Annotated in this window: 10 protein-coding genes; 4 read left to right on the plus strand and 6 right to left on the minus strand. The window is 71.0% G+C overall.

Features of this window, described 5'->3' with window-relative positions:
- From cydD to hisC, 4 genes are all read right to left on the minus strand, one after another.
- Positions 1 to 1,660, minus strand: a 1,660-nt coding sequence (gene cydD, locus ABTY20_RS12310; protein WP_351996916.1) for a thiol reductant ABC exporter subunit CydD, incomplete at its 3' end; no start/stop codon positions are given.
- Positions 1,661 to 1,673: 13 nt separating this feature from the next.
- The gene (gene cydB, locus ABTY20_RS12315) at positions 1,674 to 2,678 is read right to left on the minus strand and encodes a cytochrome d ubiquinol oxidase subunit II (RefSeq protein WP_351996917.1); all 1,005 of its coding nucleotides are present in this window, start codon (positions 2,676 to 2,678) and stop codon (positions 1,674 to 1,676) included.
- 20 nt (positions 2,679 to 2,698) lie between these two features.
- Positions 2,699 to 4,204, minus strand: a complete 1,506-nt coding sequence (locus tag ABTY20_RS12320; protein ID WP_351996918.1) for a cytochrome ubiquinol oxidase subunit I — start codon at positions 4,202 to 4,204, stop codon at positions 2,699 to 2,701.
- 254 nt (positions 4,205 to 4,458) lie between these two features.
- The gene (hisC, locus tag ABTY20_RS12325) at positions 4,459 to 5,538 is read right to left on the minus strand and encodes a histidinol-phosphate transaminase (RefSeq protein ID WP_351996919.1); all 1,080 of its coding nucleotides are present in this window, start codon (positions 5,536 to 5,538) and stop codon (positions 4,459 to 4,461) included.
- Positions 5,539 to 5,979: 441 nt separating this feature from the next.
- Here hisC and ABTY20_RS12330 point away from each other — a divergent pair, with 441 nt between their 5' ends.
- The 3 genes from ABTY20_RS12330 (at position 5,980) to ABTY20_RS12340 (ending at position 9,614) form a co-directional block, all read left to right on the plus strand.
- A complete protein-coding gene (locus ABTY20_RS12330; RefSeq protein ID WP_351996920.1) occupies positions 5,980 to 7,092 on the plus strand; it encodes a LacI family DNA-binding transcriptional regulator in 1,113 nt (370 codons plus the stop codon).
- A 377-nt stretch (positions 7,093 to 7,469) separates the two neighbouring features.
- A complete protein-coding gene (locus ABTY20_RS12335; RefSeq protein ID WP_351996921.1) occupies positions 7,470 to 8,561 on the plus strand; it encodes a metallophosphoesterase in 1,092 nt (363 codons plus the stop codon).
- Positions 8,562 to 8,744: 183 nt separating this feature from the next.
- Positions 8,745 to 9,614, plus strand: a complete 870-nt coding sequence (locus tag ABTY20_RS12340; protein ID WP_351996922.1) for a hypothetical protein — start codon at positions 8,745 to 8,747, stop codon at positions 9,612 to 9,614.
- 206 nt (positions 9,615 to 9,820) lie between these two features.
- On the opposite strand, the gene thiC is transcribed toward ABTY20_RS12340, so the two are convergent.
- On the minus strand, positions 9,821 to 11,617 hold the full coding sequence (gene thiC, locus ABTY20_RS12345; protein WP_351996923.1) for a phosphomethylpyrimidine synthase ThiC: 1,797 nt from the start codon (positions 11,615 to 11,617) through the stop codon (positions 9,821 to 9,823).
- Between the two features lie 254 nt (positions 11,618 to 11,871).
- On the opposite strand from thiC, the gene ABTY20_RS12350 reads away from it, so the two are divergent.
- Complete coding sequence (locus tag ABTY20_RS12350; RefSeq protein ID WP_351996924.1) at positions 11,872 to 13,257, plus strand: YibE/F family protein; 1,386 nt, start codon at positions 11,872 to 11,874, stop codon at positions 13,255 to 13,257.
- Positions 13,258 to 13,326: 69 nt separating this feature from the next.
- On the opposite strand, the gene ABTY20_RS12355 is transcribed toward ABTY20_RS12350, so the two are convergent.
- Positions 13,327 to 13,761 carry an SsgA family sporulation/cell division regulator gene (locus tag ABTY20_RS12355; RefSeq protein WP_351996925.1) on the minus strand — a complete coding sequence of 145 codons (435 nt, stop codon included), beginning with the start codon at positions 13,759 to 13,761 and terminating at the stop codon, positions 13,327 to 13,329.
- Positions 13,762 to 13,779: the final 18 nt, after the last annotated feature.

Here is a 13,779-nt window from a genome sequence, read left to right on the forward strand (position 1 = left end):
CCCGCGGGGACTCCCCCCGGGCGGCGGGGGCCGGATCCGCGAGCCGTACCACCCGGTCCGCGACGGCCAGCAGCGCCGGACGGTGCACCACGAGCAGCACCGTCCGGCCGGCGGCCAGCCGTCGTACCGCGGCCACGATCCCCGCCTCGGTGGCGCCGTCCAGTGCGGCCGTCGGCTCGTCGAGCAGCAGGACCGGCCGGTCCGCGAGGAACGCGCGGGCCAGTGCGAGCCGCTGCCGCTGCCCGGCCGACAGTCCCGCTCCGTCTTCGCCGAGCACGGTCCCCGTGCCCTCGGGCAGCGCGTCCACGAACTCCAGCGCCCCGGCGTCCCGCAGGGCGCGCCGTACGGCGTCGTCGTCCGCGTCGGGCCGGGCCAGCCGTACGTTCTCGGCGATCGTCCCGGCGTACAGGTGCGGCCGCTGCGGCACCCAGGCGACCCGGCGGTGCCACTCGGCGAGGTCGAGTCCGCCGAGGTCGGCGCCCCCGATCCGCACCCGGCCCGCGGTGGGGCGGACGAACCCGAGCAGCACGTTCAGCAGGGTCGACTTGCCCGCGCCGCTCGGTCCGACGAGCGCGACCGTCTCTCCGGGGCCGACGGTGAAGGACACGTCCGTCACGGCGTCCGTGGAGCGGCCCGGATGGCGGACCGTCACGCCCTCGAAGGCGAAGCCGCCCGTCGGCACCACGCCCGACCCCCGCGCCGGCACGGGGGTCTCCAGCACCGAGAAGATCTCCTCGGCCGCTCCGAGCCCCTCCGCGGCCGCGTGGTACTGGGCGCCGACCTGCCGCAGCGGCAGATACGCCTCCGGCGCCAGGATCAGGATGACCAGGCCGGTGGAGAGGTCCATCTCGCCGTACACGAGCCGCATGCCGATCGTCACGGCGACCAGCGCCACCGACAGCGTGGCGAGCAGCTCCAGCGCGAAGGAGGAGATGAAGGCGATCCGCAGCGTCCGCATGGTCGCCCGCCGGTACTCGGCGGTGATCCGGCGGACGGACTCCGCCTGTGCCTTGGCCCGTCCGAAGACCTTCAGCGTCGGCAGTCCGGCGACGACGTCCAGGAAGTGGCCGGACAGCCGGGAGAGCACCAGCCACTGGCGGTCCATCCGGGACTGGGTGGCCCAGCCGATCAGTGCCATGAAGACCGGGATGAGCGGCAGGGTGCCCGCGATGATCGCCGCCGAGACCCACTCCTCGGTGACGATCCGCGCCAGCACCGCCACCGGCACGACCACCGCGAGCCCCAACTGGGGCAGATAGCGCGAGAAGTAGCCGTCGAGGGCGTCGACCCCGCGGGTGGCCAGGGCGACCAGCGATCCGATGCGCTGCCCGTCCAGCCAGCCCGGCCCCAGCGCCGTGGCCCGCTCCAGCAGCCGCCCCCGCAGCTCCGACTTCACCGCGGCGCTCGCCCGGTGCGCGGCCAGCTCGGTCAGCCAGCCGACCAGACCGCGGCCGGCCGCGACGCCGACGAGCAGCAGCAGGGGGGTGCCGAGCTCATCGGCGGACAGTCCGTCCTCGAACGCGCCCACCACGATCTCGGCGATGAGCATGGCCTGGGCGATGACCAGCACCGCCCCGAAGGCCCCCAGGCCGACGACCGCCACCAGAAAACCCCGGGTGGCGCGGGCGTACCGGAGCAGGCGCGGGTCGATTGGTTTCACGTGAAACACACCCTCAGTGCACGGGGTCGGCGAGGTGCTGGGTGCCGATCCGCTTGCGGAACACCCAGTAGGTCCAGCCCTGGTAGAGCAGCACCACCGGTGTGGCGATCACCGCGAGCCAGGTCATGATCTTCAGGGTGTAGGGGCTGGAGGAGGCGTTGGTGACGGTCAGGCTCCAGTCGGCGTCCAGCGTGGACGGCATGACGTTCGGGAACAGCGTCAGGAAGAGCATCGCCACCGCCGCCACGATGGTGAGGCCGGACAGGGCGAACGACCACCCCTCGCGGCCGGCCCGGTTCGCCAGCAGGGCCGCCACCAGCGCGGTCACCGCCACGGCCAGCGCGACCAGGCTGGTGCCGTCACCGCCGGCGGCCTGGGTCCAGAGCAGGAAGGCCAGTGCCAGTACGGCGGTGACGAGACCGACGCGCAGGGCCAGCTTCCGCGCCCGTTCCCGGATCTCGCCGACCGTCTTCAGCGCCGTGAACACCGTGCCGTGGAAGGTGAACAGCGTCAGGGTGACCAGGCCGCCCAGGAGGGCGTACGGGTTGAGCAGGTCCCAGACGGTGCCCACGTACTCGAACTCGGCGTCGATCTTCACACCGCGCACGATGTTCCCGAAGGCCACGCCCCACAGGAACGCGGGGATCAGCGAGGTCCAGAAGATCGCCGTCTCCCAGTTGCGCTGCCAGTGCTCCTCCGGCCGCTTCGCCCGGTACTCGAAGGCGACACCGCGGATGATCAGGCAGACCAGGATGGCCAGCAGGGGGAGGTAGAAGCCGGAGAAGAGCGTGGCGTACCACTCGGGGAAGGCGGCGAAGGTCGCGCCGCCGGCCGTGAGCAGCCACACCTCGTTGCCGTCCCAGACGGGACCGATGGTGTTGATCAGGACCCGCTTCTCGGCCCGGTCGCGGGCGAGCAGCCGGGTGAGGACGCCGACCCCGAAGTCGAATCCCTCCAGGAAGAAGTAGCCGGTCCACAGGACGGCGATCAGGACGAACCAGACGTCGTGCAGTTCCATGACGGTGCAGCTCCCTCGGCCTAGTACGAGAAGGCCATCGGCCTGTCGGCGTCACGGGTGTCGCCGCCGAGCTTCGTGGGCGGGTTGAGGTCGAAGTCGCCGAGTTCGGGCGGGCCCGCCTTGACGTACTTGGCGAGCAACCTGACCTCGATGACGGCCAGGACGGCGTAGAGCAGGGTGAAGACGGACATCGAGATGACGACCTCCGCGGTGGACACTCCGGGGGAGACCGCGTCCTCGGTCCGCATCACGCCGTAGACCACCCAGGGCTGCCGGCCCATCTCGGTGAAGATCCAGCCCCAGGAGTTGGCGATCAGCGGGAACGCCATGGTCCACAGCGCCAGCAGCCAGTACAGCCGGGTGAGCCGGGAGCCGAGCGGCTTCTTCAGCAGCACCAGACGCGGCACCTCGTCCTCGCCGGTGCGGTGGGCGGCCGGCAGCAGGAACTTCTTGCGGGTGAGCCACAGGCCGAGGAGGCCGAGCGAGAAGGAGGCCATGCCGAAGCCGATCATCCAGCGGAAGCCCCAGTAGGCGACCGGGACGATGGGCTTGTAGTCACCGGGGCCGAACTTCTCCTGCAGGACCTCGTTGGTGTCGTTGATGCCGGGCACGTACGACTCGAAGTCGCTGTGGGCCAGGAAGGACAGCAGTCCGGGGATCTCCAGGGTGACCTTGTTGTGGCCCGCGTCGACGTCGCCGTAGGCGAACACGGAGAACGGCGCCGGCTCCTCGCCGTCCCACAGGGCCTCGGCGGCGGCCATCTTCATCGGCTGCTGCTCGTACATGACCTTGCCGAGGGTGTCGCCGCTGATCGCGGTGAACAGGCCGCCGACCGCGAGGGTGACCAGACCGAGGCGGAGGGAGGTCCGCATCACGGGGATGTGCTTCTTCCGCATCAGATGGAAGGCGGCGATGCCCACCATGAAGGCGCCGCCGGTCAGGAAGGCCGCCGAGAAGCTGTGGAAGACCTGGTTGAGCGTGGTGTTCTGGGTGAGCACCAGCCAGAAGTCGGTGAGCTCGGCGCGGCCCTTCTCCCCGTTGATCCGGTAGCCGACCGGGTGCTGCATCCAGGAGTTGGCGGCGAGGATGAAGTACGCCGACAGCAGGGTGCCGATCGAGACCATCCAGATGCAGGCCAGGTGGATCCTCTTGGGCAGCTTGTCCCAGCCGAAGATCCACAGTCCGATGAAGGTGGACTCGAAGAAGAAGGCGATCAGGGCCTCGAAGGCGAGCGGGGCCCCGAAGACGTCCCCGACGAACCGCGAGTAGTCGGACCAGTTCATACCGAACTGGAACTCCTGCACGATGCCGGTGACCACACCCATCGCGATGTTGATCAGGAAGAGCTTGCCCCAGAACTTCGTCGCCCTGAGGTACTTCTCCTTCTCCGTGCGCACCCAGGCGGTCTGCAGCCCGGCGGTGAGGGCGGCGAGGGAGATCGTCAGGGGAACGAAGAGGAAGTGGTAGACGGTGGTGATACCGAACTGCCATCGCGCCAGGGTCTCCGGCGCCAGAGCCAGATCCACGTCGTCGCTCCTTACTTCGCCGTGGTCGCGGCGGCCGCTTGATCCCGTTCGTCCCCGGCATACCGGAGGAAAACGGGATGCGCTTGTGAACGCGTTCACATTCACAAGCAATTATGACCTACCGCTTTTCAGCCCCGGAAGGGGGGTCCCCTGTGACGTCGGACGCCTTCGTGCGCGCACGGCCGGCGCACCCGTACACGCACACGAAGGCGGCCGACGGGAGATCCCGCCGGCCGCCCGGACGCGCGTGCCGGTCAGAGCCCCTTGCGGAAGCCCTCCGCCGCCTTCAGGAAGATGTCGTTCGCCTCGGTCTCGCCGATCGTGACCCGCACGCCCTCGCCGGGGAACGGCCGGACGACCGCGCCCGCCTGCTCGCACGCCTGCGCGAACGCCGCCGTGCGCTCCCCCAGTCGCAGCCAGACGAAGTTCGCCTGCGTCTCCGGCACCGTCCAGCCCTGCTCCCGCAACGCGCCCACCACGCGGTTGCGCTCGCACACCAGGGAGCCGACCCGGCCGATCAGCTCGTCCTCGGCGCGCAGCGAGGCGACCGCCGCGTCCTGCGCGAGCTGGCTCACCCCGAACGGCACCGCCGTCTTGCGCAGTGCCGCCGCCACCGGCTCGTGGGCGATGGCGAAACCGACGCGCAGCCCCGCCAGGCCGTACGCCTTGGAGAAGGTCCGCAGCACGCAGACGTTGGGCCGCTCCCGGTAGATCTCGACGCCGTCCGGCACCTCGGCGTCCCGGATGAACTCGCGGTAGGCCTCGTCGAGCACCACCAGGACGTCGCCCGGCACCCGGTCGAGGAAACGCTCCAGCTCGGCCCTCCGCACCACCGTGCCGGTCGGGTTGTTGGGGTTGCAGACGAAAATGAGCCGTGTCCGGTCGGTGATCGCCTCGGCCATCGCGTCCAGGTCGTGCACGTCACCCGGGGTGAGCGGCACCTGGACCGGCGTGGCACCGCTGATCCGCGTGATGATCGGGTAGGCCTCGAAGGACCGCCAGGCGTAGATCACCTCGTCGCCCGGACCCGACGTGGCCTGCAGCAGCTGCTGGGCGACACCGACCGAGCCGGTGCCGGTGGCCAGGTGGGAGGCCGGGACCGCGAAGCGCTCGGCCAGCTCGGCCGTCAGCGCCGTACAGGCCATGTCCGGGTACCGGTTGAAAGAGCAGGCCGCCGCCGTCACGGTCTCCATCACCCCCGGCAGCGGCGGATAGGGGTTCTCGTTGGAGGACAGCTTGTACGCCACCGGTCCGCCGGCCGCCGCCGGCTTGCCCGGCTTGTACGTGGGGATCCCCTCCAGCTCGGCGCGCAGCTTGGGGCTCGTCTCGCTCACCGCAGTCCTCCTCGCGAAGACCGGCGGCACCCGTGTCCGCCGCCGACATCCAATACTGCTCACCTTATGAGGATTCGGGGCCGCTGCGTAGAGGAGTGGCGGGCGCTCCCACCCTCACCTTCCGCCACAACGACAACAGGGGCAACTCTGCTCAAAGGTGCGCGAACGGAGGCATGGGCAGGGGCGCGTCGCACATATATCTATGCGCCGGTGGCCTGCGCCGTGGCGCGCATCCCCCGTGCAGGTGAGTTGAGACCTCTTCGCAACATCGCACCCTCGCCAGGCCCGCATGCGCCGACGCGCCAGGTCCTGGCATGGGAACGTTCAACACCTTTACTTTCCAAGGTGATTGACAGTAAATGATCATGCATAAACGTGTCTGCCGACGCGTGCATATGCGTCCGCCCTACCCCACCGTATGAGCCCTACTATCGGCTCGCCATGACAGCAGCAGGGAAGCACCAGGTGAGCCGCGCGGAAACCTCACGCCGAGGCAGCCGGCCGGGTCGAGCGGGCATCAGGGACGTGGCCGCCGCCGCCGGAGTCTCCATCACGACCGTCTCCGACGCCCTCAACGGCAAGGGCAGGCTCCCGGACGCCACCCGGCGCCACGTCCGCGAGGTGGCCGACAGACTGGGGTACCGCCCCTCGGCCGCCGCCCGTACGCTCCGCACCGGGAAGTCCGGACTCATCGGCCTGACCGTGACGACGTACGGGGATGAACCTTTCACCTTCACCGAGTTCGCGTACTTCGCCGAGATGGCGCGGGCCGCCACCTCCGCCGCGCTCGCCCGCGGCTACGCCCTCGTCATCCTCCCCGCGACCTCCCGCCACGACGTGTGGTCCAACGTCGCCCTGGACGGCACGGTCGTCATCGACCCCTCCGACCAGGACCCGGTGGTCAGCGAACTGGTCCGCCAGGGCCTCCCGGTCGTCTCCGACGGCCGGCCGGCCGGTTCGCTGCCGGTCACCGCCTGGGTCGACAACGACCACGAGGCCGCCGTGACGGGCATCCTCGAACACCTCGCCGACGCCGGCGCCCGCCGCATCGGCCTGCTCACCGGCACCACCACCGACACGTACACCCACCTGTCGACCACCGCGTACCTGCGCTGGTGCGAGCGCGTGGGCCAGGACCCGGTCTACGAGGCCTACCCGGCACACGATCCGTGCGCGGGCGCCGTCGCCGCCGACCGGCTGCTCGCCCGCCCCGACCGCCCCGACGCCGTCTACGGCCTGTTCGACCCGAACGGCACCGACCTGCTCGCCGCCGCCCGCCGCTACGGCCTGCGCGTCCCGGACGACCTGCTGCTCGTCTGCTGCAGCGAGTCCACGGTCTACGCCAGCACCGAGCCGCCCGTCACCACGCTCTCCCTCAAACCGCGCCGCATCGGCACGGCGGTGATCCAGCTGCTCATCGACGCCATCGAGGGGGCCGACCCGGACCGGCCGGTGGAGCAGGTCATACCGACCGAGCTGATCGTGCGGACCTCCTCGCAGCGGCGCCCGCCCCGCAGGACGGTCAGTCCGCCGAGGGCGCCGAGGGGAGCGTGACAGGGGGTTTCCCGGCGCGGCGTGCGGCGGCCCCGGAGCACGGGGCCTCCGCTTCCGGAGGGGGGAAGCGGCGGTTCCCGCGGCCGGCCGCCCGCCTCCGGAGGAGTGAAACCAGGGGCTCACCGGCCACTCCTGCGGGGGAAACGAAACGCCTCCCGGAACAGCGCGGGCCGGCCACCGGCGGGAGGCGTGCCGCAAGGGCGGCCCGGGGCGGGCCAAGGCCGGATCAAACAGGACGAAAGCCGCGACGAACCGGAGTCTTGCTCCGATTCACCACCCCTGGGTCATCACATGGCGCGATCCGCATTCCTATGATGGGCCCACGACACCGCGGGCCGCTGCGACCAGGCAGTCCGACGCGGTGCAGGAGCGGCGCGATGGTGGAGGGGTCGATGACTCAGGGGGCCGGTCAGGGACCCGAGGCGGAGCGGACGGCGACGTTGCGCGACTTCCGGGTACCCGCGTACGTCCACGAGGCCGGTCCGTACGTCCAGAGCACGCACCCCGGCGACGTCGTCCCGCCCTCCGAGGAGGCCTACCCGGAGGGGTACACGCCCACCCAGCGGGACCTCCCCGTCATCCATCGGGGTGACACCGTCCAGGTGACCGTCGACCCCGCGTCCGCACCCGTCCCGCAGCCCGCCACGGGCCAGGGACCGCTGTACGTGGTCGGCGACGTCCACGGTTATCTCGACGAGCTGGTGGCCGCCCTCCAGGAGCAGGGCCTCCTCGACGCGTCGGGCCAGTGGTGCGCCGGCACCGCGCGGCTGTGGTTCCTCGGCGACTTCACCGACCGCGGCCCGGACGGCATCGGCGTCATCGACCTCGTGATGCGGCTGTCCGCCGAGGCCGCCGCCGCCGGCGGCTACTGCAAGGCCCTCATGGGCAACCACGAACTGCTGCTGCTCGGCGCCAGGCGGTTCGGCGACACCCCCGTCAACTCCGGCGCGGGCACCGCCACCTTCCAGGCGGCCTGGCTGCTCAACGGCGGCCAGAAGACCGACATGGACCGCCTCCAGGACCACCACCTGCAGTGGATGGCCCGCCTCGACGCCGTCGAGGAGGTCGACGGCCACCTGCTGCTGCACTCCGACACCACCGCCTACCTCGACTACGGCCGCTCCATCGAAGAGGTCAACGACACCGTCCGCGAGACGCTCACCCGCAACGACGCCGACGAGGTCTGGGACCTGTTCCGCAAGTTCACCAAGCGGTTCTCCTTCCGTGACGAGGGCGGCGCGGACGCGGTGCGCTCCCTGCTGGATACGTACGGCGGCACCCGGGTCGTTCACGGACACAGCCCGATCCCGTACCTGCTGGGCGAGGTCGGTTCCGAGGACGGCGAGGACGACGGCGGCCCCGTGGTCACCGGACCTCACGTCTACGCCGACGGACTCGCCATCGCGATGGACGGCGGAGTCACCATGGCCGGGAAACTGCTGGTCCAGCAACTGCCGCTGGACATCTGACGGTTCAGCGGGCCGTGACCGTGCGGCCCGCAACCGCACCGTGCACGTGCCAATTTCGGTAAACCCCCTGTCACCGCGCGCCGTCACCGCTCTACCATCGGCTTATCCGTAGCAGGCTCCCCTCCGTTTCTGCCCGACGGCTCGTCAGCATGCCGAGCCCCAAGCCCTACGGAGCATCGGGGGATGCACATGAACAGCGTTCCGCAGCACCTGCTGAGCGAGGACCGCCAGGAGTACGAGCGGATTCTCGATGAGGCGCTGCGCTCCGCACCGCACCACCCACACCTGGCCGCGGTCGGACAGCGGCTCAACCCGGAGCAACTGCGCACGATGGCGCTCGACGCCACCGCGATCATCACGGCGGCCGCGGCGACCGAGTACCAGCACTACGTGAAGGTCCGCGAGGAACGGCGCCGGCCACCGGAGTCGTCCGTCCCGTCCGCCTCCGGGTCCGGCTCCACCGAGGCGGGCCCGCACGCCACGGGGCTCGCCGCCACCGTGGGGGAGGTCACCGAGACCACCGGGGCGGGCGCCGTCGCGGTGGTCGCCGTCCTGGCACCCGTCCTGGCCGGAACCGCGGCCGCGATCTTCCTGCTCGTCGGCTACGTCCTGCGGATGGTCGACCCCGGCGCCGCGTTCGCCCGGACCATGCTCACCACGGGGTGGGTGTTCGGCGCGGTGACGGCGGTCGCCGTCCTCGTGGCCGCCGTGGGCCTGCTGCTCACCGCGCTGCGCAACAAGCCCTCGGCGCACGGCGGTCCGCACCACGAACCCGACGAGGAGGTGGCCCGGGCCAGGGACGCCTGGCACGATGCCCTGCTGGAGCGGGGGATCCTGCCGTTCCTGCGGGACGCGCTCACCGACCCGGCGAAGGCCCCCGCGCTGCGGCGCACCGCACCGTCCGCGCCGGCCGGCCGCATTCCGCACCTGGGGTACGACCGGCCGGGTTTCTCCAGCCCGCGGCAGGGACCGGCCCGTGGCACGCGGCCGAGCTACTCCAGCCCGGACTACTCGAGTCCGGACTTCGGGGGGCCGGAGCACCAGCCGGAGTAGCCGGACGTCCCGTCCCCCCGGCCCGCGTTCCCCGTCCCCCGGGAGCGCGGGCCGGGGGCGGGACGGTGGGACCCCTTGCTCGTCGGACTCGCTGTCATGGGGTCGGTCCGCCCACCCGCCCCGGCGCAGGGGGAGGCGGCGGAGCCCGTCGGCCCGCGGGGGCGGGGCCCGCCCGTCACGGGCACCGCCCCCGCGCCGGCGGACGCTCAGTCCACGACGGGCAGGTACACGCGGTTGCCCGCCGCCGCGAACTCCTTCGACTTCCGGGCCATCCCCTCCTCGATCTCGGCCCGGCTGCCGCCGTGCTCACGACGGATGTCCTGGGAGATCTTCATCGAACAGAACTTCGGCCCGCACATCGAGCAGAAGTGGGCCGTCTTGGCGGGTTCCGCCGGCAGCGTCTCGTCGTGGTACTCGCGTGCGGTGTCCGGGTCCAGGGCGAGGTTGAACTGGTCCTCCCACCGGAACTCGAAGCGGGCGTCGGAGAGCGCGTCGTCCCACTCCTGGGCACCCGGGTGACCCTTGGCGAGGTCGGCGGCGTGGGCGGCGATCTTGTAGGTGATGACGCCGGTCTTCACGTCGTCGCGGTTGGGCAGGCCCAGGTGCTCCTTGGGCGTGACGTAGCAGAGCATGGCCGTGCCCCACCAGGCGATCATCGCGGCGCCGATGCCGGACGTGATGTGGTCGTACCCGGGCGCGACGTCCGTCGTCAGCGGGCCGAGCGTGTAGAACGGGGCCTCCTCGCAGATCTCCTGCTGGAGGTCGATGTTCTCCTTGATCTTGTGCATCGGGACGTGCCCCGGGCCCTCGATCATCGTCTGGACGTCGAAGCTCTTCGCGATCCTGTTGAGCTCCCCGAGCGTCCGCAGCTCCGCGAACTGCGCCTCGTCGTTGGCGTCCGCGATGGAACCGGGACGCAGGCCGTCGCCGAGCGAGTAGGTGACGTCGTACGCGGCGAGGATCTCGCAGAGCTCCTCGAAGTGCTCGTACAGGAACGACTCCTTGTGGTGCGCCAGGCACCACGCGGCCATGATCGAGCCGCCGCGGGAGACGATGCCCGTCTTGCGGTTCGCGGTGAGCGGTACGTACGCGAGGCGCACGCCGGCGTGGACCGTCATGTAGTCCACACCCTGCTCGGCCTGTTCGACGACCGTGTCCTTGTAGATCTCCCAGGTCAGCTCCTCGGCCCGGCCGTCGACCTTCTCCAGGGCCTGGTAGAGCGGCACGGTTCCGATGGGGACGGGGGAGTTGCGCAGCACCCACTCACGGGTGGTGTGGATGTTCCGGCCGGTGGAGAGGTCCATGACCGTGTCGGCGCCCCAGCGGGTCGCCCAGGTCATCTTCTCGACCTCCTCCTCGATGGAGGACGTCACCGCCGAGTTGCCGATGTTGGCGTTGACCTTCACCAGGAACCGCTTGCCGATGATCATCGGCTCGATCTCCGGGTGGTTGACGTTGGCCGGCAGCACCGCCCGGCCCGCCGCGATCTCCTCGCGGACCACTTCGGGCGCGACGTTCTCCCGGATCGCCACGTACTCCATCTCGGGTGTGATCTCGCCGCGGCGCGCGTACGCGAGCTGTGTGACCGCCCGGCCGGCGCGGCCCCGGCGCGGCAGGCGCGGCCGGCCGGGGAACACGGCATCCAGATTGCGCAGGCCCCCGCGCGGGGAGGTGTGCTTGATCCCGTCGTCCTCGGGACGGACGGGGCGGCCCGCGTACTCCTCCGTGTCGCCCCTGGCGGTGATCCAGTTCTCCCGCAGCGGGGCCAGGCCCCGGCGGACATCGGTGTCGACGAGCGGATCGGTGTACGGGCCCGACGTGTCGTACAACGTGACCGACCGCCCGTTGGTGAGGTGCACCTGACGGACCGGCACCCGCAGGCCGGGGCGGGTGCCCTCGACGTACGCCTTGTGCCATCCGACGGACTTCCCGGCCTCCTCGTTCGCCGACGTCTCCGTCGGGTTCTGCGCGGAGGCAGGCGTGCGTGCGTCCTTGTTGGTCATGAGACCTACTCCCTACGCCGGCATTACCCGGTAACAGGTTCGGCGGTCGACGCAGCGGTTTCCGTCTGCCGGCGTTCCGTGTGACACATCACGCGCACTCCGCTGGTGCGTGAGGTGAGACGTCGCCGGGACGGAGGTCAGCGCCCTCTCAGCCCGGTGCTCCGAGCTCCCGCGTGTACAAAAGCGCCTCCACGCTAGCGTTCTTTGTGGCGCGGTGAACAGAGGGCCCGTCCCGTTCTTGCGATGATCGGGCGGTGACCCCCACTCAACCTCCTCCGTATCCGTCCGAATCCCCGCGCACACCCGGCGCCGCAGACGGCGGCGGCCACGGCCACGCGCACGGACACGGCCCGGCGGCGCCCGTCTCCCAGCACCTGCGCAAGGTCATCGCGGCGGTCCTGATCCCGTTCGCGGCGGCGGTGCTGATCGGACTCGCCGTGCTGTGGCCGGGCGGCGCCCCGGCGCACGAGCGCACCGGCGTCGGCTTCGACCGGCAGACGCAGCACGCCACGGTCACCGAGGTGGTCGAGCTGAGCTGCCGGTCCGTCAACGCCTCCGGAGGCGTCCCGACCGGCGACACCTCCACCGCCGAGGGCTCGTCCGCCCGGCAGCAGGCGGACGGCACCTGCAAGAAGGCGACGATCCGGGTCGACACCGGTGACGACAAGGGCCGTACGTTCCAGGAGATCGTGCAGCCGGACCAGTCGCGGCAGCTGAGCGAGGGCCAGAAGGTCGTGGTCGCCTACGAGCCCTCCGCGCCCGAGGACCTCCAGTACTCGGTCACCGATGTCGACCGGCGCTTCCCCCTGGCGCTGCTCGCGGGCGTCTTCGCGCTCGCCGTCGTGGCCGTGGGGCGGCTGCGCGGCGTCATGGCGCTGGTGGCGCTGGCGATCAGCTTCCTGGTGCTCAACTTCTTCGTCCTGCCCGCGATCCTGCAGGGGTCGAACCCCCTGGTCGTGGCGGTGGTGGGGGCGAGCGCGATCATGCTGATCGCCTTGTACCTCTGTCACGGGCCGTCGGCGCGGACCTCGGTGGCGGTGCTCGGCACGCTGATCTCACTGCTGCTGATCGGTGTCCTGGGTTCGGTGTTCATCGGGTGGGCCGCGCTCACCGGCAACACCGACGACAACACCGGTCTGATCCACGGGCTGTATCCCGGGATCGACATGAGCGGTCTGCTGCTGGCCGGCGTCATCATCGGGTCGCTCGGTGTCCTCGACGACGTGACGGTCACGCAGACGTCCGCCGTCTGGGAGCTCCACGAGGCCAATCCGTCGACGGGCTGGCGCGGGCTGTACCGCGCGGGCATCCGCATCGGCCGCGACCACATCGCGTCCGTGGTCAACACGCTGGTCCTCGCCTACGCGGGCGCCGCGCTGCCGCTGCTGCTGCTGTTCTCCATCGCGCAGAGCAGCGTGGGGACGGTCGCCAACAGCGAACTGGTCGCGGAGGAGATCGTACGCACCCTGATCGGCTCGATCGGGCTGGTGGCCTCGGTTCCGGTGACCACGGCCCTGGCCGCGCTGGTGGTCTCGGCCGACCGTCCGAAGGCACCGGCGGGGGCGCAGGGGCGCGGGCAGGAGCCGGGCGGCCGGGCGGCCGCGGGGCGCGGCGGGAGGGGCAGGCGCCGTAAGCGCTGACGACCCGCGTGACGGTGGCGGACCGCGCTGAAGCGTTCCGCCACCGGTCCACCCGACCGGCGTAACGCTTCAGCCGGCGCCCTGCTCCGCCAGGATGCGGTCCAGCGCGTCGTCGAGGTGGGCGTCGAAGTCGGCGAGCGCACCCTCCTGGCCCAGCGGAACCAGCTTGTCGGTGCGGTCGAGGAAGGCCACGAGCGGCGCGGTCGACGAGCGGAACAGCGCCTGGTCGCTGCCGACCTGAAGCCGGATCAGCACCTCGCCCAGCGCGTCGGGGTCCACCGGTGAGACGCGCACATCGCCTTCACCGCACGGCCGGCCGACCCCGTCGACCAGGAGCTCCCGGCCGAACGCCCAGGTCACGGGAGCGTCCCCGGGCAGGTGGAAGGTCAGCCGCACGGCGTAGGGATCGCAGGTGTCGTAGCGGAGCTCCACCGGGATGCGGAAGGACAGCTCCTCCGACACGAGAAAGCTCATCATGACCTCTGCCTGTACGGATTCGCGCATCGCCTACCCCGTCATTCG

Origin of the sequence: Streptomyces sp. NPDC126497 (assembly GCF_040302425.1) — a bacterium.
Classification (GTDB): Bacteria; Actinomycetota; Actinomycetes; order Streptomycetales; family Streptomycetaceae; genus Streptomyces.

Bases quoted from the DNA above. Each gene is read 5' to 3' on its own strand.
- ABTY20_RS12340 (WP_351996922.1), top strand. From the start codon at position 8,745: ATGCACATGAACAGCGTTCCGCAGCACCTGCTGAGCGAGGACCGCCAG.
- ABTY20_RS12330 (WP_351996920.1), top strand. From the start codon at position 5,980: ATGACAGCAGCAGGGAAGCACCAGGTGAGCCGCGCGGAAACCTCACGC.
- thiC (WP_351996923.1), bottom strand. From the start codon at position 11,617: ATGACCAACAAGGACGCACGCACGCCTGCCTCCGCGCAGAACCCGACG.
- ABTY20_RS12355 (WP_351996925.1), bottom strand. From the start codon at position 13,761: ATGCGCGAATCCGTACAGGCAGAGGTCATGATGAGCTTTCTCGTGTCG.
- ABTY20_RS12335 (WP_351996921.1), top strand. From the start codon at position 7,470: ATGGTGGAGGGGTCGATGACTCAGGGGGCCGGTCAGGGACCCGAGGCG.
- cydB (WP_351996917.1), bottom strand. From the start codon at position 2,678: ATGGAACTGCACGACGTCTGGTTCGTCCTGATCGCCGTCCTGTGGACC.